This window comes from Martelella sp. FOR1707 (assembly GCF_053484265.1).
Map to the genome: position 1 here is coordinate 75,057 of NZ_JBAKFP010000001.1, position 25,654 is coordinate 100,710.

General features: G+C 62.5%; 26 protein-coding genes and 1 pseudogene. 14 read left to right on the top strand and 13 right to left on the bottom strand.

Translation table 11 applies throughout. The annotated features are described in order from the left end of the window. The first annotated feature begins 2 nt into the window (after positions 1-2). The 4 genes from V6765_RS00345 to V6765_RS00360 all read left to right on the top strand — a co-directional run bounded on the left by V6765_RS00345 (position 3) and on the right by V6765_RS00360 (position 2,818). On the top strand, positions 3-392 hold the full coding sequence (locus V6765_RS00345; RefSeq protein WP_448425500.1) for a cupin domain-containing protein: 390 nt from the start codon (positions 3-5) through the stop codon (positions 390-392). 107 nt (positions 393-499) lie between these two features. Then, positions 500-1,189 (top strand): GntR family transcriptional regulator, encoded by a 690-nt coding sequence (locus tag V6765_RS00350; RefSeq protein ID WP_448425502.1) that lies wholly within the window; start codon positions 500-502, stop codon positions 1,187-1,189. 448 nt (positions 1,190-1,637) lie between these two features. Next, positions 1,638-2,459 carry a hypothetical protein gene (locus tag V6765_RS00355; protein ID WP_448425503.1) on the top strand — a complete coding sequence of 274 codons (822 nt, stop codon included), beginning with the start codon at positions 1,638-1,640 and terminating at the stop codon, positions 2,457-2,459. 152 nt (positions 2,460-2,611) lie between these two features. Beyond that, positions 2,612-2,818 carry a hypothetical protein gene (locus V6765_RS00360; RefSeq protein ID WP_448425505.1) on the top strand — a complete coding sequence of 69 codons (207 nt, stop codon included), beginning with the start codon at positions 2,612-2,614 and terminating at the stop codon, positions 2,816-2,818. 62 nt (positions 2,819-2,880) lie between these two features. Here the strand turns inward: V6765_RS00360 and V6765_RS00365 are convergent, their stop codons facing one another. Then, the gene (locus V6765_RS00365; RefSeq protein WP_448425507.1) at positions 2,881-3,075 is read right to left on the bottom strand and encodes a hypothetical protein; all 195 of its coding nucleotides are present in this window, start codon (positions 3,073-3,075) and stop codon (positions 2,881-2,883) included. Positions 3,076-3,274: 199 nt separating this feature from the next. Here V6765_RS00365 and V6765_RS00370 point away from each other — a divergent pair, with 199 nt between their 5' ends. After that, positions 3,275-3,574, top strand: coding sequence for a hypothetical protein (locus tag V6765_RS00370; protein WP_448425508.1), 300 nt, complete (start codon positions 3,275-3,277; stop codon positions 3,572-3,574). Between the two features lie 275 nt (positions 3,575-3,849). Here the strand turns inward: V6765_RS00370 and V6765_RS00375 are convergent, their stop codons facing one another. The 4 genes from V6765_RS00375 to V6765_RS00390 form a co-directional block, all read right to left on the bottom strand. Further along, positions 3,850-4,176, bottom strand: coding sequence for a winged helix-turn-helix transcriptional regulator (locus tag V6765_RS00375; RefSeq protein WP_448426590.1), 327 nt, complete (start codon positions 4,174-4,176; stop codon positions 3,850-3,852). Between the two features lie 202 nt (positions 4,177-4,378). Then, the gene (locus tag V6765_RS00380) at positions 4,379-5,428 is read right to left on the bottom strand and encodes a substrate-binding domain-containing protein (RefSeq protein WP_448425510.1); all 1,050 of its coding nucleotides are present in this window, start codon (positions 5,426-5,428) and stop codon (positions 4,379-4,381) included. A gap of 121 nt (positions 5,429-5,549) precedes the next feature. Continuing rightward, on the bottom strand, positions 5,550-6,617 hold the full coding sequence (locus V6765_RS00385) for an ABC transporter permease (protein ID WP_448425512.1): 1,068 nt from the start codon (positions 6,615-6,617) through the stop codon (positions 5,550-5,552). After that, complete coding sequence (locus V6765_RS00390; RefSeq protein ID WP_448425513.1) at positions 6,614-8,128, bottom strand: sugar ABC transporter ATP-binding protein; 1,515 nt, start codon at positions 8,126-8,128, stop codon at positions 6,614-6,616. Before V6765_RS00390 ends, V6765_RS00385 begins: the two co-directional genes overlap by 4 nt. A gap of 174 nt (positions 8,129-8,302) precedes the next feature. On the opposite strand from V6765_RS00390, the gene mtnK reads away from it, so the two are divergent. The 7 genes from mtnK to V6765_RS00425 all read left to right on the top strand — a co-directional run bounded on the left by mtnK (position 8,303) and on the right by V6765_RS00425 (position 16,876). Beyond that, positions 8,303-9,571, top strand: coding sequence for an S-methyl-5-thioribose kinase (mtnK, locus tag V6765_RS00395; RefSeq protein ID WP_448425515.1), 1,269 nt, complete (start codon positions 8,303-8,305; stop codon positions 9,569-9,571). After that, positions 9,568-10,662, top strand: a complete 1,095-nt coding sequence (gene mtnA / locus V6765_RS00400) for an S-methyl-5-thioribose-1-phosphate isomerase (RefSeq protein WP_448425517.1) — start codon at positions 9,568-9,570, stop codon at positions 10,660-10,662. The genes mtnK and mtnA overlap by 4 nt, the downstream gene beginning before the upstream one ends. A gap of 4 nt (positions 10,663-10,666) precedes the next feature. After that, positions 10,667-11,602, top strand: coding sequence for a transketolase (locus V6765_RS00405; protein ID WP_448425519.1), 936 nt, complete (start codon positions 10,667-10,669; stop codon positions 11,600-11,602). A 2-nt stretch (positions 11,603-11,604) separates the two neighbouring features. Beyond that, positions 11,605-12,606: a transketolase family protein gene (locus V6765_RS00410; protein WP_448425521.1), complete on the top strand. Its 1,002-nt coding sequence runs from the start codon at positions 11,605-11,607 to the stop codon at positions 12,604-12,606. Beyond that, the gene (locus V6765_RS00415; protein WP_448425523.1) at positions 12,606-13,721 is read left to right on the top strand and encodes a RuBisCO large subunit C-terminal-like domain-containing protein; all 1,116 of its coding nucleotides are present in this window, start codon (positions 12,606-12,608) and stop codon (positions 13,719-13,721) included. Before V6765_RS00410 ends, V6765_RS00415 begins: the two co-directional genes overlap by 1 nt. Positions 13,722-13,809: 88 nt before the next feature. Next, complete coding sequence (locus tag V6765_RS00420; RefSeq protein ID WP_448425525.1) at positions 13,810-14,757, top strand: sugar-binding transcriptional regulator; 948 nt, start codon at positions 13,810-13,812, stop codon at positions 14,755-14,757. A 64-nt stretch (positions 14,758-14,821) separates the two neighbouring features. Further along, positions 14,822-16,876: a bifunctional aldolase/short-chain dehydrogenase gene (locus V6765_RS00425; RefSeq protein ID WP_448425526.1), complete on the top strand. Its 2,055-nt coding sequence runs from the start codon at positions 14,822-14,824 to the stop codon at positions 16,874-16,876. A gap of 171 nt (positions 16,877-17,047) precedes the next feature. Here the strand turns inward: V6765_RS00425 and V6765_RS00430 are convergent. The 3 genes and pseudogenes from V6765_RS00430 to V6765_RS00440 form a co-directional block, all read right to left on the bottom strand. After that, a pseudogene (locus V6765_RS00430) lies at positions 17,048-17,158 on the bottom strand (IS6 family transposase); the annotation flags it as partial. Between the two features lie 487 nt (positions 17,159-17,645). Continuing rightward, positions 17,646-18,284, bottom strand: a complete 639-nt coding sequence (catB, locus tag V6765_RS00435; protein WP_448425528.1) for a type B chloramphenicol O-acetyltransferase — start codon at positions 18,282-18,284, stop codon at positions 17,646-17,648. 225 nt (positions 18,285-18,509) lie between these two features. Then, positions 18,510-18,992, bottom strand: coding sequence for a DMT family transporter (locus V6765_RS00440; protein WP_448425530.1), 483 nt, complete (start codon positions 18,990-18,992; stop codon positions 18,510-18,512). A 119-nt stretch (positions 18,993-19,111) separates the two neighbouring features. Between V6765_RS00440 and V6765_RS00445 the strand changes: the two genes are divergently transcribed. Both V6765_RS00445 and V6765_RS00450 read left to right on the top strand, forming a co-directional pair. Beyond that, positions 19,112-19,987, top strand: a complete 876-nt coding sequence (locus tag V6765_RS00445) for a LysR substrate-binding domain-containing protein (protein ID WP_448425532.1) — start codon at positions 19,112-19,114, stop codon at positions 19,985-19,987. 200 nt (positions 19,988-20,187) lie between these two features. Continuing rightward, complete coding sequence (locus V6765_RS00450; RefSeq protein ID WP_448425534.1) at positions 20,188-21,096, top strand: MurR/RpiR family transcriptional regulator; 909 nt, start codon at positions 20,188-20,190, stop codon at positions 21,094-21,096. Between the two features lie 9 nt (positions 21,097-21,105). On the opposite strand, the gene V6765_RS00455 is transcribed toward V6765_RS00450, so the two are convergent. The 5 genes from V6765_RS00455 to V6765_RS00475 are packed head-to-tail and all read right to left on the bottom strand — an operon-like array spanning position 21,106 to position 25,649. Beyond that, a complete protein-coding gene (locus tag V6765_RS00455; RefSeq protein WP_448425536.1) occupies positions 21,106-21,819 on the bottom strand; it encodes an aspartate/glutamate racemase family protein in 714 nt (237 codons plus the stop codon). A 24-nt stretch (positions 21,820-21,843) separates the two neighbouring features. Continuing rightward, positions 21,844-22,737: an ABC transporter substrate-binding protein gene (locus V6765_RS00460; protein WP_448425537.1), complete on the bottom strand. Its 894-nt coding sequence runs from the start codon at positions 22,735-22,737 to the stop codon at positions 21,844-21,846. Between the two features lie 29 nt (positions 22,738-22,766). Continuing rightward, the gene (locus tag V6765_RS00465; protein WP_448425538.1) at positions 22,767-23,912 is read right to left on the bottom strand and encodes an ABC transporter ATP-binding protein; all 1,146 of its coding nucleotides are present in this window, start codon (positions 23,910-23,912) and stop codon (positions 22,767-22,769) included. A 4-nt stretch (positions 23,913-23,916) separates the two neighbouring features. Then, positions 23,917-24,750: a carbohydrate ABC transporter permease gene (locus V6765_RS00470; RefSeq protein ID WP_138750054.1), complete on the bottom strand. Its 834-nt coding sequence runs from the start codon at positions 24,748-24,750 to the stop codon at positions 23,917-23,919. Next, positions 24,750-25,649 (bottom strand): carbohydrate ABC transporter permease, encoded by a 900-nt coding sequence (locus tag V6765_RS00475; protein ID WP_448425540.1) that lies wholly within the window; start codon positions 25,647-25,649, stop codon positions 24,750-24,752. The genes V6765_RS00470 and V6765_RS00475 overlap by 1 nt, the downstream gene beginning before the upstream one ends. Positions 25,650-25,654 lie beyond the last annotated feature (5 nt).

The following is a 25,654-nucleotide window of genomic DNA, read 5'->3' on the forward strand; positions in this document are numbered from 1 at the left end:
ATATGAAGATTTTCCATGGCCGGCAGGCTGGCGCTCCATCGGAAGTCAAATCCGATACTTTCACCGGAACGGTTCATGCCGATCCCGTGATGCCGCCAACGGATGGCGTTGTCATCAACAACGTGTTCTTTTCGCCCGGCGCGCGCACCTACTGGCACACCCATGAAACCGGCCAGATCCTCACCGTCATTGCCGGCAAGGGCTGGGTCTGCAAGGAAGGCGAGGCCGCACAGGAGCTCAAGGCCGGAGATACGGTCTGGATCGCCACCGGCGAAAAGCACTGGCACGGTGCTGCCGCCGACAGCTATCTGCTGCACACCGCTATTTCGATCGGCAGGACCGATTGGCTGGAGGAGGTCGCCGAAGCCGACTATCAGGCGGCGAACGCGTAACAGTTTTAGCGACAGACAACCGGGAAGTCGGGCGGCCTGGCGGCTTGTTGCGCAGCGGTGTTTCGTGTTAATTGGCGGATGGTCATAATGTAATACGGGAAGGCCTGATGAGTTCACGAGGGACAGCGCTGCAACCAGACACATTGCGTCGACAGATCGAGAACGCAGTCCGTCAGGGAATAACGTCCGGCCGGTACAAGCCGGGCGCGCGCCTTGTCGAGCGCGAACTGTGCGAGGAACTTGGCGTGAGCCGCACATCGCTGCGTGAAGCCCTGCGCAAGCTGGAAGCCGAGAAGCTGCTCGAGATCGTTCCGCACAAGGGACCCGTCGTCGCCGTCATTTCGCTGGAAGAGGCGAAGGAGCTATACGCTCTGCGCGGGGTGCTTGAAGGGTTTGCCGCGCGCGAATTTGCGCTGAACGGTTCCGATGAAGCCATCCGGCAATTTTCGAAGGGCGCCGAGGCGCTTCGCGAGCACGCCCTGTCCGGCGACAAGGCGGAGGTGCTGGAGGCCAAGAGCCGGCTCTACAACATCATGCTCGGCAATTGCGGCAATAACCTTGCCCGCGAGGTGCTGCAAAGCCTGTTTTCCCGGATCAACATCCTGCGCGCGACTTCCTTGATGCATCCCGAGCGCATCGAGCAGAGCCTTACCGAGATCGACGATCTGGCAGCCGCGCTTGAAAAGCGCGATGCAGAAGAGGCCGCCAGGATTGCGTCATTGCATGTGACGAACGCCTGCGTCGTCGCTCTTCAACTGCTCAGGGAACAACGGGCCGCCATCGAGAACGAAGCCTAGCAAAATGGGCGCCGGTGCATTTCTGCTTCTTGCCGGTTGGTCCTCGGGATAAGCGGCCAGGAAGGGCAACACTTATTAAGCCTGTTTCGGCAGTATGAAGCAACAATCCAGATCATGATAATCGTTTTTGCTCAACAAGATGGTCAAGCAATGCACTTGGCGGCGGGTCTTTGGTTCATATCTCTTCAAGTCCTTTGGGCTGAAAGCAAATGCCGGAGGCTTATACTGCCGGCCGGGGGTGCTGAGCGCAGCCAACCGTTGAGAGGACAGTGCCTGTAGGTCGTGGTTTACCTGCCCGTACTAAACGCTGCTGCGTTTCGCTTCCAGTTTGCTTCTGGACCGTGCTCAAACGCGATATCTGGAAAAAGCAGCCGGGCGCCTCTTGATTATAGCGCATCGTGTGGAGGCGGCTTGGCCCAGAGACCGAACCCCTCGATTGGGAGTATTAATGCGATCAATCTTTGCGGCCTTTTTTGTGATGACTGTCGCGGTTGCCACGGGTGCTTCGGCCGCCGAGCCGACGCAGAGCACCGGTGTGTCGGTGGGCGAACGGACCCTTCTGGCCTGCACCCAGGAGGCCAATGTGGACAGTTGTTGGCGAGCCGGCGTGGCGGCGGAAAAGCGCGGAGATGCGCAGGCGGCGCTGGCAGCCTATGAATCGTCATGCAGTGCGGGCTTTCAGGTGGGCGGCTGTTATGAGGCCGGCAAGATCTATTTCCTGAACGTCGCGCTTCGCGACTATGAAGCGGCGCAAGAGAGGATGGAAAGGGTGTGCGAATCCGATGATGTCGGGATCGGTCCCTATGCCTGCAAGTATCTGGGTATCATCTACCGCAACGGCCTCACCGGAGAGCCGCGGATCGACCGGGCCTTCGCGGAGCTTTCGCGCGCATGCTTCTTGCACAATCCCGCGCCGTTCATCGACGGAAACGGGTGCGAAATCCTCGCCGACAGCATTCCCGACGCGGACGAGATGGGCGTTGACGACGAAATATGGCAGCCCGAGTATATCGCCTATCTCGCCTTTGCGATGGGCTGCAGCGACGATATGCCGGGGCTGTGCGACCGGGCGCTGGAAATCCACAGACGGGCGGTCGCGCAATCCGCGCGCTGGCTCGGCCGTTGTGCCGAGGACGTCGAGGCCGTGGGATTTGCGGGACGATGCGAGGACCTGAGCCGTGCAGCCTCCGTTGCCGACTATGAGCAGCGCCAGACGTTCCGCCGCCGTCTCGTGAGCATGTACCATCGCGCCACGGAATTCGCGGGATAGCGCGTGAGGGAAGCAGCGGTTTGTCGGCGACAGGTTTGCGGGCAAATTGAAACGGCATCTCTCGAGTTGGCCCGGCGCGTGAGCGATCGGCAACCGGGTCGCCCGTGCGAACGATCGAAGGGCTGGACGGCAAACAGGCAAGGCAAGCTCTCATGAAAATACTCTCCCTGCTGTTCGGAATCCTGCTCCTCATCGGAACATTTGTGTGGTTCTCCTATTTCGTGCCCCTGGGCTGCGGGATGAACCCCACCGGATGCAATGAGGAGTTCAGCGTCTGGAGCCAGATCGGCCTCATCCATTTCTGGGCGCCGTTGGCCGTGGCGGCAGCGGCCATAATTTATGGGGTCAGGCGGGCATAAGACCGGGGCTATCACTCAGCACTGTCGAGGACCATGCGATTTGTTCGGGAGAATGCTGCAGGCTATAAGGTGCCGATGGCAGGATTCGATTTTTGCGTGATGGTCGGATGGTCTTGGTTGTTCGCAGATTTGCGGCCGGTTTCGTTGCCGCGCTGATCGGCTTTCTCGCGCGCCTGATCACCGCCGTTCGTGGTGTCCGGCACAGCGATGAGGCCGACACCGAGCCCTGTGTCTTTTACGCCAACCATGCGAGCCATGGCGACTTCATATTGATTTCGACTGTGCTTCCGCCGGGCTTGCGGGCCGCAACCAGGCCTGTTGCAGGAGCGGACTACTGGCAAGCCTCCCGTCTGCGCCGGTGCATCGGCGCCGACGTCTTCCGGTCACTCCTGATCGCCCGCAATGGCGAGCATGCCGATATCGATCCGCTCACTGCGATGGCGGAAGCGGGCTGGCATGCCCGAGCTGGGCTGGGCGGCCGCGGTGCTTGCCATTTTCACGGCCTATCTTCATTCCTTTGCGCTATCGCTCGGCCAGCCCGCCGACTACCGTGGTCCGACGGCAAAGACCCAGCGGATGGCGACGCTGACGATTGCCGCATTGCTGTGTCTGACGGCACCCATGCTTGGGCTCTCCATCGGCTTCGTGCTTGAGGCAGCGTTGTGGCTGATCGTCTCGCTTGCGGCGGTCACCTGCTGGCGCCGGGGAAGACGGATCCGCAAGCTGCTGCGGGCCGAGGCCCGCCAACCGCAATAGACTGTTGAAGTGCGAAAACAGGAGAGAAGGGCAGGGCGGCTGAAAGGCGTTCTCGACAGGGCCCAGGCAATCGCTCTCAAGAGTCAGCCGAAGCAGTGTGCCGGCCAGCGCCATGATGATGGTTTCGTCCCTGCACCACGATTGTCGGCTGTGTGCCCGACCACGCGTGTGTGGTCGCTTCCGCCTTTCGCGGACATCGGCAATCGTCTTGCGAAAGACAGTATGCAACGACCTTTCGGCCGACGAGGTTTCGCTCGTCTGGCGTCTGCATGCCGTTATCTAACTGCCCGTTCATGGTCCTCCGCGAACTGGCGGGCGGCGAGCAGAACCGGCATCAGGGCCTGGCCGCGCTCGGTCAGGCGGTATTCCACCCGGGGAGGCGTTTCGCCGAAATCCGTTCGCAGGATCAGTCCGTCCGCCTCCAGCGCGCGCAGATGCTGGGTAAGCATCTTTTGCGACACGTCAGTCATGTCGCGCAGAAGCTGTGAGCTTCGCAACACTTCGTCAGCATAGAGGCGAAACAGGATCGGCAGCTTCCAGCGCCCGCTGATCATCCGCAGGCAACGCGTAACATGCGCGACCGCCCGCAGCGTCGGCGCTATCGATCACTGCACTGACAATTATATCCTGGGCATGTTGGAATGGTTCGAGTTCCCGGATATCGCAGCCGCTATCGACAACACCAAAGTACTGATCGTCTCGGACTCCCTGAGCAACTGAAACGACGAGTCCCGGCAGGTCGCCGGGGCTCGCCCCCAAGCGTATCAGGCGGTGGTCGCCTTATACGCTTGGGAGAATGTCGGTCTACTGCCGGTCGGGCAGCGGCATCCAGTCGGGCGTGGCGACATCGGCGTGGGCGAAGGCAGGCAGTTTTTCGCTGAGCTCCTGCATGTTCTTGATGTCGTCATCAAGAAGCACCTGCTGGGTGATCAGCGTCGGCGGCACGATGACGTTGTGGCCGGGGTCCTCGCCGGCGAGCATCATTGCGAGCGCCCGCACGGAAACCTCGCCGACGACGGCGGGATTGGTGGCCGCGGTGGCGGCCCAGGCGCTGCCCGGCTCGCGCATGGCGGCGATATCCGAGGTCGAGACGTCGGCCGAATAGATCTTGATCGAATCCGACATGCCGGCCTCGTCAACGGCGATCTTCACGCCCTTTGCGAATTCGTCATAGGGCGCGAACATGACGGTGATGTTCGGGTTGGCCGACAGCACCGAGCGGGCCTGGTTGGCAACGGAGTTGGCAATCGGGTTGTCGAGCGTGCCGAAAGTGGCGACTTCGTCGATGCCCGGATACTTTTCCTTGAATTCCTGCCAGACCTCGTCGCGGCGGTCGAGCGGCGCGATGCCCGCGACATAGACATAGCCGGCGGTGAAGCTATCGCCATTGTCCTCGATCGCCTGTTCCAGCGCCAGCCGGGCGAGATCATGGTCCGACTGTTCGATCTGCGGGATCGCGTCGTTTTCGACATTTACGTCGAAGGCGACGACATCGATGCCGGCATCGACGGCGCGCTGTGCGGCTTCGCGCATGCTTTCCGTCAAGCCGTGCTGGATGATGATGCCATCAACGCCGAGCGCGATTGCCTGGTCGACCATGTCGGCCTGAAGGGCGGCATCCTGGCGGCTGTCGAGCACGCGAAGATTGAGGCCGAGCGCCTTCGACTGGGCTTCGACGCCAGCCAGATAGGACTGGAAGAAGTCGCCGGTGGAAAGATAGCGCACCAGCGCGATGGTGACATCTTCCGGCTTGTCGAAGGGCGCCGGCATATCGGCGGCCATTGCCGGCATGGCGGCGGCGGAAAGCATCGCGCCCGCCGCCATGGTATTGAACAGTCTGCGTGTGATTTTCATTTTCTCATTCCCTCCACGTCTGAGATCCAGATTTGAGATCGCTTGCGCCTCCTCCCGCAGTGCCCGATACCGGCGCCAGTATCGGTCCTGTCGACGGGCGGTGAACACCGCCCGTTCATGTTCAGTGCTTATGCCGCGTCGAGAGCGCGAAGGTGAAGACCAGCGCGATCACCAGCACAGCGCCCTTCACGAAATCCTGGGTGTAATAGGGTGCGTTCATCATCGTCAGACCCTGCAGCAGAATGCCGACGAACAGCGCGCCGATCGCGGTGCCAAAGGCATTCGGCTTGGCAGCGCCCAGCACGGCAAAGCCGATCAGCGCAGCGGCCACGGCATCGAGCAGAAGATTGTTGCCGGACGCGATATCGCCGCGGCCGAGACGGGCGGCCAGCAGAATGCCGCCGATCGAGGCGAACTCTGCCGAGATCACATAGGCGAGGATCTTGTAGCCATTGACCGGCGCGCCGGCGAGGGCTGCAGCGCGCTCATTCGAGCCGACGGCATACATCATCCGGCCATACCGGGTGAACTCGAGAAACAGCCAGATCGCAATCGCCAGAACGATCAGCACCACGACCGAGACCGGCACGAGATTGGGCAGGATGAAATCGAAGCGGTGACGGCCGAGCGCCAGAAAGGCGGCGCTGAACGCGCCCTCGGCCTGCGAGCCATCCGGCAGCGTCATGCCGGTGGCAATCGAACGCCCTTCGGTCGGAATACGCTGCAGGCCAAGCAACAGGAACATCATGCCGAGCGTGGCCAGCAGATCGGGAACGCGGCCATAGACGATCAGAATGCCGTTCACAAGACCGATCAATCCACCGATCACGAGGCAGACGGCAACGGCCTCGAACGCGTTTCCGCCCATGACCACCATGACATAGGAAGACGCCATCAGCGCCGTGGTCGCGACCGAGCCGATCGAGAGGTCGAAGCCGCCAACCACCAGCGTTGCCGTGACGCCGAGCGCCAGGATGCCGGTGATCGATACCGATTGCAGGATGAAGACCGCGCTCTGCGGCGAGGCAAAGCCACGGGCCGAGATCGAGAAGATCAGCACCAGCGCAAGCAGCAGCGCCAGAAAGCCATAACGGATTGCCAGTGCGCGGAGATTGCCGGATTTGCGACCCTTCTTCTCCGGGCTCGCATCGGCGGAATTTCGGGCGAGTGTGTTTTCGTTATTGGTCATTGGCTCACCATTTCCAGACGCCCGGCAATCTGGGCGAGAAGTGTATCAAGATCGACTTCGAGGTTTCTGTGCTCGCCGACAATCGTGTGCTCGGACATCACCAGAATACGGTCGGCAATCTCGAACGCCTCGTCGAGTTCGGTCAGGAAGACGAGCGTTGCCCGGCCGCCGGCCGATTGCCTCAGGGTCGAGGCGATATCGCGGCGGGCGGCGATGTCGACGCCCTGAAACGGCTCGTCGAGGATCAGCAGCCGCGCATCATGGCTCAGCCAGCGCCCGACCATGACCTTCTGCTGGTTTCCGCCCGACAGCGTCTGCATGGCATCGCGCTCCGTGCGGCAGACAACGTTGAGGCCCGAAATCTGATCCCGCGCCTGCGCCTTTTCGCGCGACCGGCTCATGATCCCGAAGGATGACAGGCGCTTCAGAAACGGCAGGCTGATGTTTTCGTAGATGTTGAAATCCGGCACGATGCCGCTGACGGCGCGGTCCTTGGCGACCAGAAACACGCCGCTTGCAATGGCAGCGCCCGGATTTTTCGGCGCATAGGCTCTGCCCTCCAGCATCATCTGCCCACTATGAGGCCGGCGCGCGCCGAACAGCGTTTCCGCCAGCACGGTCTTGCCGACGCCGACAAGACCGGTGACGGCCACGATTTCGCCCTCGCGCAGCGCCATCGAGAACGGCTTCTTGCCGGGGGCAATCTGAAGGTCTGTTGCGAAAAAAACCTCGGCCCCGCCGTCTTGCACGTCCACATGGCCATGGCTGATGGTGCGGCCGAGCATGGCGTCGACGGCGCCCTTGTAGTCCAGCTCCGGGCCTTCGAAAACGCCGGAAATCCGCCCGTCACGCAGCGTGACGATGGTATCGGCCAAGCGCCTGATATCCGACATGCGGTGCGAGATATAGAGGATCGCGACGCCATCGGCGCGCAGCCTGTCAAGCAGGGCAAAGAGACGATCGGCCTCCGCACTCGAGAGCGACGAGGTCGGCTCGTCGAGGATCAGAACGCGCGGCTTGTGGGCCATGGCGCGGGCGATTGCCACCATCTGCCGGTCGGCGAGCGACAGGTCGGAAACCTGGGCCGAAAGATCGAGCGAAAGCCCCATGGCCTCGGCGACGACACGGGCCTGTTTGCGGATCCTGTAGGGATTGAAAAACACCGAAGCGCCGCGCCCTGTCAGCCGGTCGAGCACCAGATTGGTCGCGACATCGAGATCGGCGGCAACGCCGTCATTGATGTTCTGGTGCACGGTGACGACGCCGGCGCGAATGGCTTCAGCGGGGGTAGCGGGGGTAAACGGCTTCCCGGCCAGCGTGATGGTGCCGCTGTCAGGGCGATAGAGACCCGTGACGGTGCGCACCAGCGTGGATTTGCCAGCGCCGTTGGCTCCCATCAGCACTGTCACTTCTCCGGAGCGCAAGCGCAGGTCGACGCCATCCAGCACCTGGATCGGCCCGAACGCCTTGCGCAGCCCGTCTATGCGGAACACTGCGGTCATGAAATTCATTTCCTCCCGCCATCATCCTAGAAGCGGAAATCATCAAATGTCAACAGCAATGACATTTGCCAGAAAATAAAAATAGCAAATGTCATTAGTGTTGACAAATGACAGATCGCGGCGCTACCGTGCTGAAAAAGCCCCGCGAGCGCAATCCGCCGGGGCGCATTTGGGAGGATGTCTATGGCGCTGGAAGAGGCCTTTGCGGCACTTGAGCCCGAAACCCTGCCGTCACGGCTGGGGACGCTCGAAATCCTGACGGACAAGCTGGGACCACCCTCGGGCTGGCAGGTCCGGGAGGTCGGCGACGGCAATCTGAACCTCGTCTTCATCGTCGAGGGCGGCGGGAAAAGCATGATCGTCAAGCAGGCGCTGCCCTATGTGCGGCTTGTGGGCGAAGGCTGGCCGCTGCCGCTGACGCGCTCCTTCTTCGAGTATAACGCCCTCATCCGCCAGGCGGAACGGGCGCCGGGCAGCGTGCCGGAAGTGTTTTATTTTGATGAGCGCCAGGCGATCATCGTTCAGGAATTCCTGAGCCCGCACATCATCCTGAGACGGGCGCTGATCGAAGGCCAGATACTGCCCCGGCTTGCCGAAGATCTCGGCCTGTTCATGGCGCGCACGCTTTTCCGGGGCTCCGACCTTTCGATGGAAGCGGCCGCGCGCAAGAAGGACATGGCGCTTTTTGCCGGCAATGATGCGCTGTGCGACATCACCGAGGCGCTGGTCTTCACCGACCCCTATTACGACGCCGAGATGAACAGCCACACGACGCCGGAGCTCGACGGCATCGTGGCAAGGCTGCGCGCCGATCGCGACCTGAAGGTGACGGCGCAGGAAATGAAGCACGCCTTCGTCACCCGCGCCGAGACCATGCTGCATGGCGACCTGCACACCGGTTCGATCATGGTGACCGAGGACGAGACGCGGGTGATCGACCCCGAATTCGCCTATTACGGCCCGATGGCCTTCGATGTCGGCATGCTGCTCGCCAATTACTGGATGAGCTTCTTCTCGCAGCGCGGCCATGAACAGAACGGCGCGCGTGGGGATATGCGCCGCCACCTGCTGAATACGATCACGGGCACATGGACCGTTTTCCGCGAGGAGTTTTCGCGGCTGTGGCGCGAAGAGCGCACCGGGATCCTGTTTCAGCGCGCGCTCTACGAGGACCAGGGCGACGCGCTTGGCGCGGAGCAGGCGCTGGAGCGGTTCCTGCATGCGCTGTTCGAAGACATGCTGGGCTTTGCCGGGCTGGAAATCCATCGCCGCATTCTGGGCCTCGCCCACAATGCCGATTTCGAGACCGTTGCGGACCGCGCGCAGAAGGCGCGTTGCGAGACCGCAGCCCTCGAATTCGGCCGTCACATCGCCGTCAACCGCCGCCATATCAGCAGCCTTGACGCACTGGAAAGACTGGCCATCAGGCTGGAAGAGGAGAGCGCCCCATGAAGGTTGGCGATAAACACTACCGCACGATCTGGCCCCACCAGGATGGCCGTTCCGTGGAGATCATCGATCAGCGCTGGCTGCCGCATGATTTCCGTGTCGTGACCCTGTCCACGGTTGACGAGATCGCCACCGCGATTGCCGACATGTGGGTGCGCGGCGCACCGCTGATCGGCGTGACGGCCGCCTATGGCGTCGCGATCGCCATGGCGGACGATCCCTCGGACACAAATCTCGATGCCACCTACAACAAGCTGCATGCGACCCGGCCGACGGCGATCAATCTGAAATGGGCGCTCGACGAGATGCGCCATACGCTCTCGAACGTCGCAACCGAGAAGCGCGCGGAAACCGCCTACCGCCGCGCCGCAGAGATCGCCGATGAAGACGTGGAACTCAACCGCGCGATCGGCCGCCACGGGCTGGAGATCATCAAGGAGATCGCGGCGAAGAAGAAGCCGGGCGAACCGGTCAATATCCTCACCCACTGCAATGCCGGCTGGCTTGCCACCGTCGATTACGGCACGGCGACCGCGCCGATCTATCTGGCGATGGAGGCCGGCATTCCGGTTCACGTCTTCGTCGATGAAACCCGGCCGCGCAATCAGGGCGCCTATCTCACCGCCTGGGAAATGGACGGCCATGGCGTGCCGCATGACCTGATCGTGGACAATGCCGGCGGCCACCTGATGCAGCACGGCGAGATCGACATGGTGATCGTCGGCACCGACCGCACCACCGCATCCGGCGATGTCTGCAACAAGATCGGCACCTATCTGAAGGCGCTGGCGGCGAAGGATAACGGCGTGCCGTTCTACGTCGCCTTGCCCTCGCCCACGATCGACTGGACGGTGAATGACGGCGTGGCCGAAATCCCGATCGAGGAGCGCAACAGCGACGAGGTGAGCTTCGTCCAGGGCGAAAACGCCGAGGGCGAGATCATCTCGGTGCGCATCTCGCCGAAGGGCTCGCCGGCCCGCAACCCCGCCTTCGACGTCACCCCTGCCCGCCTCGTCACCGGCCTGATCACAGAGCGCGGCGTCGCAGAAGCATCGAGTGCTGGCCTTGCCCGCCTGTTCGAAAAAGAGAACTGATCCCATGTCCCTGACCAACGAAAAATCCACTGAGGATATCGCGCACGGCATCCGCAAGCGGGTGTTCCTGCACACGATGCGCAACAATGGCGGCTATCTGAGCCAGGCCTGTTCTGCGGCCGAAAGTCTCGCCTTTCTCTATAACGAGGCGCTGCATCTGGGCGCCCCGACACTGCCGCCGGTTCCCAAACCCTTCGCCGGCGTGCCGTCGGCCGACAATCCTGATGCCTTCACGGGCGCGGGATATCACGGGGCCTTTGCACCCGAATATGACCGCTTCTTCGTCTCGCCCGCCCATTATGCGCTGGTGATCTATTCGGCGCTGATTGAGGTCGGCCGGATGGACGAGAACGCGCTCGACCACTTCAACAAGGATGGCGGCTCGGTGGAGATGATCGGGGCCGAGCACAGCCCCGGCATGGAGGTCACCACCGGCTCGCTGGCGCAGGGGCTTTCCATGGCCTCCGGCGTCGCCTTTGCCCGCAAGCGCGCGGGCGAGAAGGGCAAGGTCTGGGTCTACATGTCGGATGGCGAGTTCCAGGAAGGCCAGACCTGGGAATGCATCTCCGCAATGCGCCATCACGCAATCGACAACATCCGCGTCATCGTCGACGTCAATCGCCAGCAATGCGACGGCGCCATGTCCTCGGTGCAGGAACTCTACGACCTGCCGGAACGGATCGCCGCCTTCGGCGCGACCTGCCGCTCAATCGACGGGCATGACCTCGATGCCATGCGCAAGGCCGCCGACAGCGCCGAGCCCGGCAAGCCGCTGGTGATCCTCGCCAATACCTCGCCCTATCAGGGCATGGACTTCCTGAAGAAGCGCTTCCCGCGCCTGCATTACGTGCGCTTCAAGAGCGCAGACGAGCGCATCGAGATGCGCGATGCGCTGGCGGTCGAGCTTGGCGTCGACCTCAATGAAATCGAAGAGGCCTGATCATGGTGGATATCGTCAACAGACCCTACGCCACGGCGTTCGAAACCTTCGCCACCGCCCGGCCCGAGGTGATGTGCCTTTCGGCCGACCTCACCTCGTCCTGCGAGGTCGACGGTTTTCGCGACCGCCATCCCGACCAGTTCCTCTCGATGGGCATGGCCGAGCAGAACATGCTTTCCTTCGCCGGCGGGCTGGCGATGCAGGGCTACCGGCCCTTCATCCACACCTTCGCGGTGTTCCTCTATCGCCGCCCCTATGACCAGCTCATCAATTCGATCGCCTATTCCAACCGCAAGGTGCGGATGATGGGCTTTCTGCCCGGCATCACCACGCCCGGCGGCATCACCCATCAGGCGATCGAGGATATCGCGGTGATGCGCGCGATCCCGAACATGACGGTGCTGGAAACCGGCGACGCGACCGAGGTGGAAACCGTGCTCGAGGTTGCCGACAGCATTGACGGGCCGGTCTATGTGCGGGTGCTGCGCGGCCAGGTGCCGCGGCTGTTTTCGACCCCGTTCGCATTCAACAAACTCCGTACGCTCAGCAAGGGCGACGATGTGCTTGTGCTGACATCCGGCGTGTGCACGGAGGAGGCCCTGCGGGCCACGGCAGCTCTGTCGGAAAAGGGCGTCGGCGTCCATCACCTCCATGCTTCGACGCTTAAACCGTTCGACCGCGACACCTTCATCGAGGCCGCGCGCGGCAAGAAGGGCGTGGTCACGCTCGAAAACCACATCATCACCGGGGGCCTTGGCACGATTGCGGCGGAAATCATTGCCGAGGAAGGGCTTGGCGTGAAGCTGCGCCGTCTCGGCCTCAACGACACTTTTGCGCATGGCGCTTCCAAGCCCTATCTGATGAAGAAATACGGGCTTGATGCCATCGCCTTGGTGCGCGCGATCGAGGATGTGCTCGGCCGCAGTCTCGACATCACCGACGATGCGCTTGAGGCCGTGCGCCTCGATGCGGTCCATTCGGCTGAAAAGGCGGAGGCGCTTTGATGGCGGAGCGCTTTTCCGCGGGCTACCTGCTCTCCGACGCCGATTACGAGACGGCGAAACAGCGCGCGCTCAACATCACGGTCGAGCAGACGGTTGAAATTCCGCGCGATATCGTGCCCGCCGGCTATGTCGAGGATGAAATTCTCGGCCGGCTGGACGCGCTGGAGGCGGCCGGCGGCGGATATGTGGCCGAAATCTCCTACAGTTTCGACGATGCCGGCGGCGATTTCCTGCAGCTTCTGAACGTGCTGTTCGGCAATTCCTCGATCCTTTCGAAGACCCGGCTTGTTTGGATGAAGCCCTGCAAGGGGCTTGAGGCGATGACCCCCGGCCCGCGTTTCGGCCGTGCGGGGCTTTACGACCTCGCAGGCGTTTCCGGCGGACCGCTCTTGATGTCGGCGATCAAGCCCGTCGGGCTTTCGACGGCGGAACTGGCGCGGCTTGCGGGCGATTTCGCGCTCGGCGGAATGAACTTCGTCAAGGACGATCACGGGCTCGTGGACCAGAAGACCTCGCCCTTTTCCGAACGGCTTGCCGCCTGCGTGGAGGCGATCGGCGAGGCCAATGCAAAAACCGGCTTCAACACCCGGTTCATTCCCAACATCACCGCGCAACGCGGCCAGACAATCGAACGGGCCTACGAGGCGAAGGAAAAAGGTGCCGGCGGCGTGATGCTCGCCCCGGCGCTCGCCGGATACGATGTCGCGCTGCAGCTGGCGGCTGACCCTGAATTCGGCCTGCCGGTGATCTCGCACCCTGCCTTTTCCGGGGCCAATGTCGTGGGCGGCGATTGCGGCTTTTCCCACCGCTTCTATTACGGAACGCTGCAGCGCCTGATGGGCGTGGATGCCGCGGTCTATCCCAATTTCGGCGGCCGCTTCGGCTTTTCGCGGGAGGAGTGCCTCTCGATTGTCGATGGCTGCGCTGAGGAATTTTCGACGCTGAAACCGATCCTGCCCGCCCCCGGCGGCGGCATGACATTCGAACGCGTTCCGGAAATGAAGGCGGCCTATGGCGATGACGTCATCTATCTGATCGGCGGCGCGCTGATCCGCGAACGGGAAACATTGGTGGATGCCTGCAGACGCCTCGGCGAAACGGTCAGGGCGGGATAGGACGCCCTTCTTGCGGCGCGGGAGCGAAGCGGGCAAATTCACTTTTTTCACCCGACATGGATAATGTCCAGATCACGACGAGACCCCAATGCTGATCCGACCGAGCGACCGCATTCTCCACAAAGCCGCCTGGCTCTACTACACCCATGGCCTGCGCCAGGATGAGGTGGCAAAGCAGCTCGACATATCGCGCGCCTCGGTCGCCATGTATCTGCGCCGCGCCCGCGATATGGGCATCGTCACCATCTCCACCTCGACCGAGCTTTTCGCCGATGACGTGCTGGCGCGGGAGATGGAGGACGCGCTGGGGCTGGACGCCGTCTGGATCGTGCCCGAGGACCGTCAGGCGCTCGACCCGGAGACCGAAATGCCGGTCGTTGCCGCGGCGGTGTTCCAGGGGCTTATCAACAAGGGCGACAAGGTCGGCGTTGCCTGGGGGCGGACCGTCTATCACATCGCCGACGCCATGCCGTTTGCCGATCTGCAGGGCGTGACCGTGATCCAGCTCTGCGGCAATCTCGGCGCGCCGTATAACTACCGCCCGGACCAGTGTACCACCGAAATCGCCCGCCGGCTGAATGCCGAGGGCATCAATTTCTACGCCCCGCTGGTGCTGAGCACCGAGGCGCTCTGCGCCCAGTTGCGTAATGAGGAAATCATCCACCAGCAGATGGCGATGATCGGCGAATGCGATCTTGTGCTCTATTCCGTCGGCGGCATTGCGCCCGACAGCCATCTGGTGAAATGCGGCGCGCTATCCGCCGCCGAGATCGAGGCGCTTGGCGAAAAGGGCGCCGCCGGCGTGATCGCCGGACAGGTGATCGACCGCGACGGCGCGATCATGGATTGCGAGCACAATCGCCGCTGCATCTCCGCCGATCTCGATACCGTGCGCCAGATTCCAAAACGGCTGATGGTGGTGCAGGAGGCCGAGAAATTCGAGGCGCTGAAGGCAGCGCTTCGGGGTGGCTTCGTGTCTCACCTGGTGGTGACGCGGTCCATGGCCGAACAGCTTATGGATGCCTGGAAAGCGTGAGCGCCGACCACTGAACGAAGATTAAGAGAAAGACCGAAGCCAGCGGCTTCAGGGAGGATAATCGATGGAAAATCTGTGGCGCGACGATGAAGCGAAAGCGGCGGTCGAACGCTATGGCGCAAACGGCGTCAACGAAGACCTGGCGCTCTGCACCTACACCACAAGGCTTCTGGGCGGCGAGCCGCGACTGGTGCTGCATGGCGGCGGCAATACTTCGGTGAAGACGGTCGCGACAGACCTTGTCGGCGAGCGTTTCGACGTGCTTTGCGTCAAGGGCAGCGGCTGGGACATGGGGACCATAGAGCCGGCAGGACTGCCGGCGGTCAAGCTCAACCCGCTCCTGAAGGCGCGCGCCTTCGACAGGCTTTCGGATGAGGACATGGTCACGCTGCAGCGCGCCAACCTTATCGATCCCGCCTCTCCCAACCCTTCCGTCGAAGCCCTGCTCCACGCCTTCCTGCCGCAGAAATTCGTCAACCACACCCATTCCACAGCGGTGCTGGCGATCGTCGACCAGGCCGAGAGCCGCCGGCTTGCCGATGCCGCTTTTGGCGGCAAGTTCGCCTTCGTGCCCTACATCATGCCCGGCTTCGCGCTCGCCAAGGCGTCGGCCGAGGCGTTCGAGGCAAAGCCGGATGCCGACGCCCTGATCCTCGACAAGCACGGCATCTTCACCTTCGCCGAGACCGCGAAGGAGGCCTACGACCTGATGATCGACTACGTTTCGCGCGCCGAAGATTATGTCCGCCGCGAGGGCAAGCCGGCCTTCCACGCCGTAAGCCTGCCGGACGGGCTCGCTGACGCGGACATGATTGCGCCGATCCTGCGCGGCGCGGTGGCCATCAGGGAGAAGGGCAAGCGGTTCGGGCGCATGGTCAACGACTTCCGCACCTCGCCCGAAATCATGGAATTCGTGAACGCCGAGGAGCTTTCCGATATGGCCGGGCGCGGCGTGTCCACGCCGGACCTTTCGATCCGCATCAAGACCGGGCCGATGGTTCTGCCGGCCCCACTAGCGGACGATCTTGAAGGCTTTGCCGCCGCGACGGCTGATGCGGTGGAGCGCTATGCCGCGGCTTACACCAAATATTTCAACGACAACAACGACCGCGACGACGTCAACCGGACCATGCTCGACGCCATGCCGCGCCTGACGCTGGTGCCGGGCGTCGGCCTTTTCGGCCACGGACGCACCGCCAAGGAGGCAAAGATCGCCGCCGATCTCGGCGAAATGTGGATCGAGGCGGCGCGTGACGCCGAAATGGTCGGCCGGTTCGAGCCGGTCAGCCGACCGGAGCTGTTCGAGCTGGAATACTGGTCGCTGGAACAGGCCAAGCTTGCCGGCAACAAGCCGAAGCCGCTGACAGGTCAGGTGGCGCTCGTCACCGGCGGCGGCGGCGCGATCGGCGCGGCCGTTGCCCTGAAATTCGCAGCCGAAGGCGCGCATGTTGTCGTCGCCGATCTCGATGGCGCGCGGGCCGAAGAGGTCGCGCGCGCGGCCGGCAATGGCGCAATCGGCGTGGCCATGGATGTCACGGATCCGGCCTCGGTAAAGTCCGGATTTGCGACCGCGGTATCCCGCTTCGGCGGGGTCGATATCGTGGTATCGAACGCCGGCGCCGCATTCCAGGGACCGATCGCGACCCTTGACGACGCGGTGCTGCGCAAGAGCTTCGAGCTGAACTTCTTCGCCCATCAGAGCGTGGCGCAGGAGGCGGTGCGGGTCATGAAGGCGCAAGGCACCGGCGGCGCGCTTCTGTTCAACGCCAGCAAGCAGGCGGTCAATCCCGGCGCGAATTTCGGCGCCTACGGGCTTTCCAAGGCGGCAACCCTGTTCCTGTCGCGCCAGTATGCGCTGGAACACGGCAAGGACGGCATCCGCTCCAACGCCGTCAATGCCGACCGCATCCGCTCCGGCCTACTGGACGACCGGATGATCGAAAGCCGGGCCGCCGCGCGCGGTCTCACGGTGGAGGAATATATGGGCGGCAACCTGCTGCAGCGGGAAGTGACCGTCGAGGATGTGGCCCGCGCGTTCTTCGATCTCGCCTGCGCCGAAAGCACGACCGCCAACGTCACCACCGTCGACGGCGGCAATATTGCGGCTGCCTTGCGTTAGGTGCCTGGTCCCAGCATTTGATCGATCGCATCAATGATGAAACGATCCGGTTCGATTGTCCCTCGTTTACTTTGAAGATCCGGTTTGACAACCATTTCTGCCGCATGAACTGCCTGGGGCGTTGTCTCATTCACTTTGTCATGCAAGGAAAGGCCCGTGCGCTTAGATTTCTCAGGCGTTGAAAGCTACCAATTTCCAGACATCGCATACTTCGAGGCGATGGTGGCGAATTGTTTGAGCGGCACGGCGGCGCGGTGGAATTGGAAAGCAATTGCGGGTAGCCGGACGGCTGAACTTAGGAATGTCAGCTTTGTGGGTGACGCCAAGTCGCGTCCGGTTGCAATCCATTGGAACTCACGGCGAGATGCGAGTTTGCGCCGCTGACACTAATGTCGGACTTTGTTAGGCCACGAGTCGGAAGTTGTCATTTTGTCGGGAGCGTCGTTCTACCTTCTGACGAAACCCACGTTGTTTTGTATTAGAATCTTGACGTGGATCGATATCGCAACGACCGGGTCGTTGGTTCGCATCCCTTCAAGACCTTTGATCCCGTCCGGATGCTCGGCAGGCAGTTGTGGTCTATTGCGGCTATGCCCACAGAACTGGTGGACCGAAAGTCCGCTTGATCAAGGGTTTAAGCCTGTGGAATAGGCAGCGGCTCCAGAGCTGTTCGAGAAACCTCTTCTGTCTAGATGCGCTCGGGAACTGGCTTGCTGCCCCTCAATGGGGCTGCCCGTCCGGGACGGATATCGGACGGGCAGGGGAGATATCAACCGCCTGTCTTGAGGTTTTTCTCCCAGTAATAGTGAAGTGCGGCTACGTCGCCGCTGGTGAGGAATGGCAGCGCTGGGCGGAGTTGGTCGTCGGTCCAGTCCCACCATCTAAGTTCGCGCAGCCTAACAATGTCCGAGTCGTCGAAGCGTTTGCGGATCATCTTGGCCGGGTTTCCGCCGACAATAGCGTAGGGCTCCACGTCGCGGGTCACAAGGGCGCGCGTGCCGATCACGGCGCCGTCGCCGACCCTCACGCCGGGCATGATGATTGCCTCGGCGCCGATCCACACGTCGTTTCCGATGACAGTGTCTCCGGCCGGCTGATAGCCGTTTTCCGCGCCTTCGAAGGCGGGCACTTCGCCCATCCAATAAAACGGGAAGGTGCTGATCCAGTCATTCCGGTGGCCCTGGTTGCCGGCCATGATGAAGGCAGTGCCCGAGCCGATAGAGCAGAAGCTGCCGATTACCAGCCTGTCCACACCGAGATCTGGAAGCAGATAGCGGGCGCAATCGTCAAAGCTGTGGCCGTGGTAGTAGCCGGAATAATAGCTGTATCGGCCAACGATGATGTTGGGGTTGTTGATCTGACGGTCGAGAGTCATGCCCTTGAAGGGGCTTTCGAAAAAATTGTTCATGATTGTTACCATTGAATCTGTGCCGCAGCGGCGGCGAAATTCCGTTTGCGATCACGCAAACAAATGAGCGCCGGCAGGCTCAAAGGGCCGGGCCAGCGCAACGGCTTCTCACGGCGAGGCGCGGAAGCGGATTCAGATGGTACAATCTGCAGACTTCATGAGGACTTTATGCGCTGGATATCCACTCCGAGGCAAGTGCGGATATTCAGGGCGGGCCAGGAGCCCCTAAGAACCAGCGGGCGGTTTCAGTCCCAGCGTCTGCAGTTGCATCACGATCAGTCCGAGGACGATCAGCCCGAGGCCGGCAAGGCGCGGCCACGAGACGGGCTTTTGCGGCAGGCCGACCAGCCCCCACTGGTCAATGATCATCGATGCCAGCATCTGCCCGGCAATGACCGCCATGACGAAGCCGGCGGCGCCAAGCTTCGGCGCGAGCATCAGCGCACCGGTGATATAGACGACGCCGACAACGCCACCGATCCATATCCAGCGCGGCGCCTGGGCGAGGTTCATAAGCGCTGGCGCCTGGACCTTCGCCAGATACATGACCGGCACGATGCAGACGAAGCTGACGCAAAGGGATATAAGCGTGCCCCAAAGCGGGTGGCCAAGCGCCCGCCCGAGGGCCGCATTGGCGCCTGCCTGAAACGGAACGACCGCGCCGGTGGTGATGGCAGCAATGATGAGAAGCAGTGCATTGGTTTGCATGGTGAACAACCTCCGTTGCGCACTGGATGCACTATTTGCTTCATTGATGGAAATTCCTATGTAATATCATCCGTATGCACAGTGAGAATAATCTTCGCAGCGTCGATCTTAACCTTCTGGTGGTTCTCGACGCTCTTCTGGCCGAGCGACATGTCTCGCGCACAGCCACCCGGCTGAACATGAGCCAGCCTGCGGTCAGTCATGCACTGGCGCGTCTGCGGCTGCTGTTCGATGATCCCCTGCTGATCCGTCGCGGCGGGCAGCTTGTCCCTAGTTCGAAGGCGCTTGAGATCGCGCCCACCCTGAGCGCGGCCCTGCGGCAGATGCGGGAGGTTCTTGGCCCGGGCGGCTTCGATCCTGCCGAGGAAAACCGGGCCTTCCGTATTGTCATGTCGGATTACGGCTCCGCCGTTATCCTTCCCGGCCTGCTAAAGACGTTGCGCTTCAAAGCGCCTGGCATCGACCTGGTGATTACGCAATCGAGCCGGGAAGTCATGTTGCGTCAGGTGCTGGACGGGGAGTGCGATCTCGCCCTCGGTGTCTTTCCCGAACTTCCCGAAGGGCTGGAAGCCGGCCAACTCTTCGTGGAGCACTTCGCTTGCCTTGCGGATCGGGAGAGGATGGGCGGCAAGGATCGCCTCGATCTGGAAGCCTATCTCTTGCGGCCTCACGTTCTCGTGGCGATGAAGGATGGCGCCAACACCGAAATCGACACGGCGCTCTCCGCCATCGGCCATCAACGCCGCGTCGCGGTCACGCTGCCGCATTGGGGCAATGCGCCGCGTCTGATCCATGGAACGGACCTGGTTCTGACGGTCGCGCGCAATACCCTCGTCCCTTATGAAGGTGACCAGCGCCTCATCGTCTTCGAACCCCCGTTTGCAATACCGCCCTTTCCCTTCGTTCAGGTCTGGCACGAGAGACGTGGTGGCGACCCGGCTCATCTGTGGCTGCGCAAGGCCGTCGCGGACGTCGCGCGCGCTCCGGAGCCATGAGCGATGCGCTGTCGCGTCTCCTCCTCTGCAGTCCACCGGACACATTCCTCTCGAGCCCCGGGACCATATTGTGCCATGCTGGACGCGCCGGCGTCGGTCGCATAACCTGAACCGGAACGGGCTCTTGCCATCCGGCGTGGTTACATCCTGCGCCTTTCGGCCCTCCATTCATTGCCCAGCTTTCGCGAGAAGGAATTGTCGTGCGTTCATCAGGCTCGCCGGAAGGCGGAAAGGAAGTCAAGCGGTCGCTCGAGGCCCGGATCTACGCGATCTATTCAACGCTGACGCCCGCGGAAAAGCGGCTTGCCGATATTCTGCTGCAATATCAGATGGATCTGCCGAGCTATACAGCCGGTGAACTGGCGGAACGGGCGCATGTCTCGAAGGCGACGGCGGCGCGCCTGATCCGCACGCTCGGCTACAAGACCTATCCGGATGCCAAGCGCCAGATACGGGAGGATCAGCACTGGGGTTCGCCGCGCGCCGTTCTGGAAGGCGAGAACGAAGCATTCGCAAAGAAGCCTTCCATCGCCACAACGGTTCAGATGGATTTGGACAATATTCGCGCCACCGTCGAGGGGCTTCCGCCGGAAACACTTGCGTCGATCAGCAATGCCATCGTTTCGGCGCGCCGTGTCTGGATCATGGGCCTCAGGAGCGGCTATGGCCTTGCCCATCAGGCCGCCCACTATTTCACGCTCATGAAGAATGACGTCCAGGTCATCCCGGTCGGCGGCGGCAGCTATTCCCATGAGATCGCCTCGATCGACAAGGGCGATGTCCTGCTCGTCATCGCCTTCCGGCGCCGGCCAAGGCTTCTGCCAACGATTCTGAAGGAAGCGCGGGCGGCCGGCGCCACCACCGTCCTGATCACCGATCTCAGCGCCTCGGCAAGCGCCAAGGCGGCCGAACACGTGCTGCGCTGTCGGTGCCAGTCGCCATCGCCGTTCAACTCCTTTTCGGCCGCCCTCACGATTATCAACTATCTCGCCTGGAGCGTGGCGACCGCGATGGGCGATGCCAGCCTGAAGCGCTACGAGCGGATCGACTGGCTGGTCAAGAGGCTGGACGACGTATCAACCCCGCAGACGCCGGGAGGGCCCGTGTAAAAGATCTGCCTATTCGGCCGCAAGCAGATGCGTTCGCACTGGCGGCGCCCATATGCCGGCGCGCGACGTGGAAATGCCGCAGCGCACCAGCATTTCGGCGAGACCGACCGCGGCGGTGACCCCGTCGACCACGGGAATGCCATGGCGCGCCTGAAGCGCTTTTGCAAAGCCCGTCATGCCGGCGCAGCCGAGGGCAACACCTTCCGCGCCGGCGGCGATCCCCGTTTCGATGAAGTTCGAAATGGTCTCGAAGGCTCCGCTTTCGGGGTCTTCCAGAGCCAGGACGGGGATATCCGAGGCGAAGACCCGGCGGCAGCGCCGGTCAAAACCGTAGCGCAGAATGTTGTCCTCGATGACCGGCGCGGAACGGGTGAGCGTCGTCACCACGCAGAAGCTGTGGGCGAGAAGCGTCACGGCATGGAACGCGGCCTCGCCGATGCCGATCACCGGCCGTGTAGCGATGGCGCGGGCGGCGTCGAGGCCGGTGTCATCGAAACAGGCGATCACATGTGCGTCCGCGCCTTCGGCCTCGGCGGCGGTGATCGCCTTCAAAAGACCCGGCACGGCGAGCGCCCCGTCGAACGGACCCTCGATGGCATCCGGGCCATGACGGGACTGGCGTTCCAGGATGTCCGTTCCGGGGCTGGCCACGGCGCGCGCTGCCTCGGCAATGCGGGCGGTCATGGCGGTCGTTGTATTGGGGTTGATGACGGCGATGCGCATCGGTTTCTGCTCTCTCGAACGTGTTCAGGCCGCTGTCGGCCGCTGGTCGATCAGTGTTGCGTAGGGGATCGGGGCGTCGGTGAGATGGCCATCACAGATGCCGACCTGCCAGCGCTGATAGGCATCGCTGTCGATGCGGGGCGAGGTCCACATGCCGTTGGCACAGTAGATATCGGTAAGCTTCACCAGCAGATCGGGCGCGAATTTCGGGAAGGTGGCCGCCAGGAAATCGCGATAGTCTTCGGCCTCGTGGTCAAGGATCCAATCCATGCCGCGACCGAGCGCGCGGGCAAAACGCGCGTGGGTGTCGCGCCGTTCATCGTTTGGCTCACCCTCGCTATAGTAGACGCTCCACGGGACATTGCCGCCAGTAACGGGAAGCGGCTGAACCACATGACCGCCGCCGGCCGTTTCGAGCGTCACCGCGGAGGGGAAATCGATGACCAGATAATCGCCCATGCCGCCGGTGAAGAGGTCCGTCAGCATCCTGCCGTCGAGATCCTGCACGAAGTTGACGGCCTTCGGGTCGACGCCGTTCTCGCGCAGCAGCATCTTGATGAACAGACCGACGCTGGCGCCGTTGCTGCCTTTCATCGCGATGGTGCGGCCGGCGAGGGCTGTCCATTCGAACTCCGCCGGCGGTTCGCGCCCGACAATCGCCAGCGGCGCGCGGGCCGCCACCTGGGCGAAGGGCACATAGCGCTTGCCGCGCCCGTGAAACATGGAGGGAACCCAGATGCCGCCAAGGGCTGCCTCAGCCTTTCCCGTGCCAATATCGTCGAGCACGCGATCCCAGGGTGAGGGGACCTCGGCGGTTACCTTCAGGCCCTCCTCCTCGAAGAAGCCCTGATCGACCGCGACATATTCGGGCAGGTAGTTGAGGCTGTGGCCGGTCGCGGAAATGTGAAATGTCTGCATGATGGTCTCTTTGTCGGAAAAATGCCCGGTCAGGCGAGACGCCGGCCGTCTTCGATGTCGAAGAGCAGGGCGTCCTCGCTCCGATAATCGAGCGAGCAGGTCTCCCCGATCGCCATTTTGAGATGGCCGGAGACCCGCACGAAAACGAGGTCGGTTTCCAGCAGCCGGTCGTGGTCTTCCTCGCCGGTCATCAGCCGGCAGCCGATCACGGTTTCGGCGCCGAGACGCTCGACCACCGAGACGCGGGCGGGGAGCCGGCCCTCGCCGGAGGCATGAATCGAAAGCTTTTCCGGACGGATGCCGAAGGTCACTTCGCGGCGCTTCGGCAAGGGACCCGGATGGTTGACGGCGAGGCTGCCGGACAGCTGCAACTCGCCCTCCCGGATCGTTGCCGGGATGAGGTTCATCGGCGGTGAACCGACGAACTGGGCGACGAAGGTGTTGGCCGGCTGGTCGTAGATCTCGTCGGGTGTGCCGACCTGCTGGACGATGCCCTTGTTCATGATGATGATGCGAGTCGCCATGGTCATGGCTTCCACCTGGTCATGCGTCACATAGACGAACGTCTTTCCGACCTTGTGGTGCAGCGCCGAGATTTCCGAGCGCATCTGGGTACGCAGCTTAGCGTCGAGGTTCGAAAGCGGCTCGTCGAGCAAATAGAGCGACGGGTTGCGCACCAGCGCGCGGGCAAGCGCCACGCGCTGGCGCTGGCCGCCGGAGAGGCTTGCGGGCCTGCGGTCGAGCAGCGGCTCGAGTTCGAGCTGGCGGGCAATGCGCAGCGTGCGTTCGGCAATGTCGGCGCGCTTCATCAGCCGTGCGCGGGCGATCATGTTGACGACCGGCAGATGGTACCACGGGCGGAACGCATCCATGATCAGCGGAAAGGCGATGTTCTCGCGGACCGTGGCATGCGGATAGAGCGCGTAAGTCTGGAACACGAAGGCGACGCCGCGCCGGCGCGGCTGCCAGTCATTGGCGATTTCGCCATCGAACAGCAATTCGCCGGAGGTGATGTCGCTGAGGCCGGCGATCATCCGCAAAAGCGTGGACTTGCCGCAGCCGGAGGGACCCAAAAGGACGAGAAACTCGCCATCATGGATATCGGCATCGAAGGTCTTGATGACGGTGTTGTCGCCGAACGACTTGGAGACGTTCCTGAAGCTCAAGGCGGGCATGGCGTTATCCTTTAACCGCGCCGGCCGTCAGGCCGGCAACGATCTTGCGCTGGATGAGGAGGAAGAAGACGATAGCCGGAATGCTGAATACGAGGGCAGCGCCCATCACCGCCGACATCGGGGTTTCATACTGGCCGACGAAGGACGCAAGCCCGACGCTCGCCGTCCATTTGTCGCGGTCCATCAGGAAGGTCGAGGCAAACAGGAACTCGTTCCATCCGGCGAAGAAGGCGACGACGGCGGCCGCGGCGATGCTCGGCATGATCAGGGGCAGGATGATCATCGTCAGGATCGAGAAACGCGGGCAGTTGTCGATGATCGCGGATTCCTCGATCTCGTAGGGCACCGCGTCCATCGCGCCCTTGAGCACGAAACAGGCGACCGGCAGCGAGAAGCCCACATTGGCGAGCACCAGTCCCGCAAGGCTGTTGAGCAGGCCGAAGGTGATGAACATCGCATAAAGCGGTACCAGGATCAGCGCTTCCGGCACCACCTGGGTGACGAACAGGAAGAACCCCACCAGACCCTTGCCGTGAAAGCGGAAGCGACTGAGCGCGTAGCCCGCCAGCGATCCGAGCACGAGGCTCAAGACCGTGCCGCCGGCGGCAACAAGCAGCGTGTTGAACAGCCAGAGCCCGATCGGCACCTCGCCGAGATCATGTAGCAGCGCGGGAAAATGCTTCAGTTGCGGAAAGAAGGACTGTCCGGAACCGTAAAGCTCGGAATTGGCGGAAAGCGCGGTGGCCGCCATCCAATAGACCGGAAAGCCCGCGCAGACGAGGAGCACGCCGATCAGCAGATAGCGCAGCAGCTTGAGGGTCAGGTGTTTCTTGGTCATCAGCGCGACATCCACTTCATGCGGCGTTGTTCGAACAGGAAATGAAGTCCGGCGATGGCAAGGGCCAGAACCAGCCCGACCGCGCCGTAGGCGCTGGCAAGTCCGAGTTCGTGGTTCTCGAATGCAACCTGGCGGATCTTCACCACAAGCGTGCTGGTGGAACCGACGGGCCCGCCGCCGGTGAGCAGGTAAATGATATCGAAGCGGCGGATCGACCAGACGCAGACCAGAAGCGAAGCGAGCTGGATCGCCGGCCGGATATGCGGCAGCGTCACCATGCGGAAGGTGCTGAGGCCATCGGCTCCGTCAATGGCGGCCGCCTCGCGCACTTCGCCCGGAACGGACTGGAGGGCTGCGAGAACGACCAGCATGACAAAGGGCGCGACCTGCCAGACGGTCACCACAACCACGGCCGCAAGCGCCAGGTCTGTGCTCGTCAGCCAGGCATAGCGGCCAAGCCCGAGCGCCTCGGTGATCCGGTTCAGCACGCCGGAGCGGTCATTGTACATCCACAGCCAGATCAGCGAGGCGGCGACATTCGGCACGGCCCAGCCGAACAGAAGAATGCTGCGCACGATCGCCCGGCCCCGGAACGGGCGGTCGATCGCCAGCGCCGAGATGACGCCGAGCGATACGCCGAAGATGACCGCAAGCGCGGCATAGACGAGCGTGACGCGGACGGACTGGAAGAAGGACGGGTCCGAAAACAGCCGCTCGTAATTGCCAAGGCCGATAAACCGTCCGTGGTTGGGATTGATGATCCGCGTATTGGTGAGGCTCATATACATCTGCCGCCCCAGCGGCCAGAACATGAACACCACCAGATAGAGCATGGGCGGGAGAATGAAACCATAAGCGGCGAGCCGCGGCAGGCTTATGCTGCGTTTATGACCCTTCATCATCA

What these genes read in the sequence shown, in the direction of transcription:
- V6765_RS00465 (WP_448425538.1), bottom strand. Translation starts at nt 23,912, where the DNA reads ATGCCCGCCTTGAGCTTCAGGAACGTCTCCAAGTCGTTCGGCGACAAC.
- V6765_RS00355 (WP_448425503.1), top strand. Translation starts at nt 1,638, where the DNA reads ATGCGATCAATCTTTGCGGCCTTTTTTGTGATGACTGTCGCGGTTGCC.
- V6765_RS00440 (WP_448425530.1), bottom strand. Translation starts at nt 18,992, where the DNA reads ATGCAAACCAATGCACTGCTTCTCATCATTGCTGCCATCACCACCGGC.
- V6765_RS00455 (WP_448425536.1), bottom strand. Translation starts at nt 21,819, where the DNA reads ATGCGCATCGCCGTCATCAACCCCAATACAACGACCGCCATGACCGCC.
- V6765_RS00460 (WP_448425537.1), bottom strand. Translation starts at nt 22,737, where the DNA reads ATGCAGACATTTCACATTTCCGCGACCGGCCACAGCCTCAACTACCTG.
- V6765_RS00370 (WP_448425508.1), top strand. Translation starts at nt 3,275, where the DNA reads ATGCCCGAGCTGGGCTGGGCGGCCGCGGTGCTTGCCATTTTCACGGCC.
- mtnK (WP_448425515.1), top strand. Translation starts at nt 8,303, where the DNA reads ATGGCGCTGGAAGAGGCCTTTGCGGCACTTGAGCCCGAAACCCTGCCG.
- V6765_RS00360 (WP_448425505.1), top strand. Translation starts at nt 2,612, where the DNA reads ATGAAAATACTCTCCCTGCTGTTCGGAATCCTGCTCCTCATCGGAACA.
- mtnA (WP_448425517.1), top strand. Translation starts at nt 9,568, where the DNA reads ATGAAGGTTGGCGATAAACACTACCGCACGATCTGGCCCCACCAGGAT.
- V6765_RS00350 (WP_448425502.1), top strand. Translation starts at nt 500, where the DNA reads ATGAGTTCACGAGGGACAGCGCTGCAACCAGACACATTGCGTCGACAG.
- V6765_RS00475 (WP_448425540.1), bottom strand. Translation starts at nt 25,649, where the DNA reads ATGAAGGGTCATAAACGCAGCATAAGCCTGCCGCGGCTCGCCGCTTAT.
- V6765_RS00385 (WP_448425512.1), bottom strand. Translation starts at nt 6,617, where the DNA reads ATGACCAATAACGAAAACACACTCGCCCGAAATTCCGCCGATGCGAGC.
- catB (WP_448425528.1), bottom strand. Translation starts at nt 18,284, where the DNA reads ATGAACAATTTTTTCGAAAGCCCCTTCAAGGGCATGACTCTCGACCGT.
- V6765_RS00470 (WP_138750054.1), bottom strand. Translation starts at nt 24,750, where the DNA reads ATGACCAAGAAACACCTGACCCTCAAGCTGCTGCGCTATCTGCTGATC.
- V6765_RS00425 (WP_448425526.1), top strand. Translation starts at nt 14,822, where the DNA reads ATGGAAAATCTGTGGCGCGACGATGAAGCGAAAGCGGCGGTCGAACGC.
- V6765_RS00420 (WP_448425525.1), top strand. Translation starts at nt 13,810, where the DNA reads ATGCTGATCCGACCGAGCGACCGCATTCTCCACAAAGCCGCCTGGCTC.
- V6765_RS00380 (WP_448425510.1), bottom strand. Translation starts at nt 5,428, where the DNA reads ATGAAAATCACACGCAGACTGTTCAATACCATGGCGGCGGGCGCGATG.
- V6765_RS00345 (WP_448425500.1), top strand. Translation starts at nt 3, where the DNA reads ATGAAGATTTTCCATGGCCGGCAGGCTGGCGCTCCATCGGAAGTCAAA.
- V6765_RS00410 (WP_448425521.1), top strand. Translation starts at nt 11,605, where the DNA reads ATGGTGGATATCGTCAACAGACCCTACGCCACGGCGTTCGAAACCTTC.
- V6765_RS00415 (WP_448425523.1), top strand. Translation starts at nt 12,606, where the DNA reads ATGGCGGAGCGCTTTTCCGCGGGCTACCTGCTCTCCGACGCCGATTAC.
- V6765_RS00365 (WP_448425507.1), bottom strand. Translation starts at nt 3,075, where the DNA reads ATGGCTCGCATGGTTGGCGTAAAAGACACAGGGCTCGGTGTCGGCCTC.
- V6765_RS00405 (WP_448425519.1), top strand. Translation starts at nt 10,667, where the DNA reads ATGTCCCTGACCAACGAAAAATCCACTGAGGATATCGCGCACGGCATC.
- V6765_RS00390 (WP_448425513.1), bottom strand. Translation starts at nt 8,128, where the DNA reads ATGAATTTCATGACCGCAGTGTTCCGCATAGACGGGCTGCGCAAGGCG.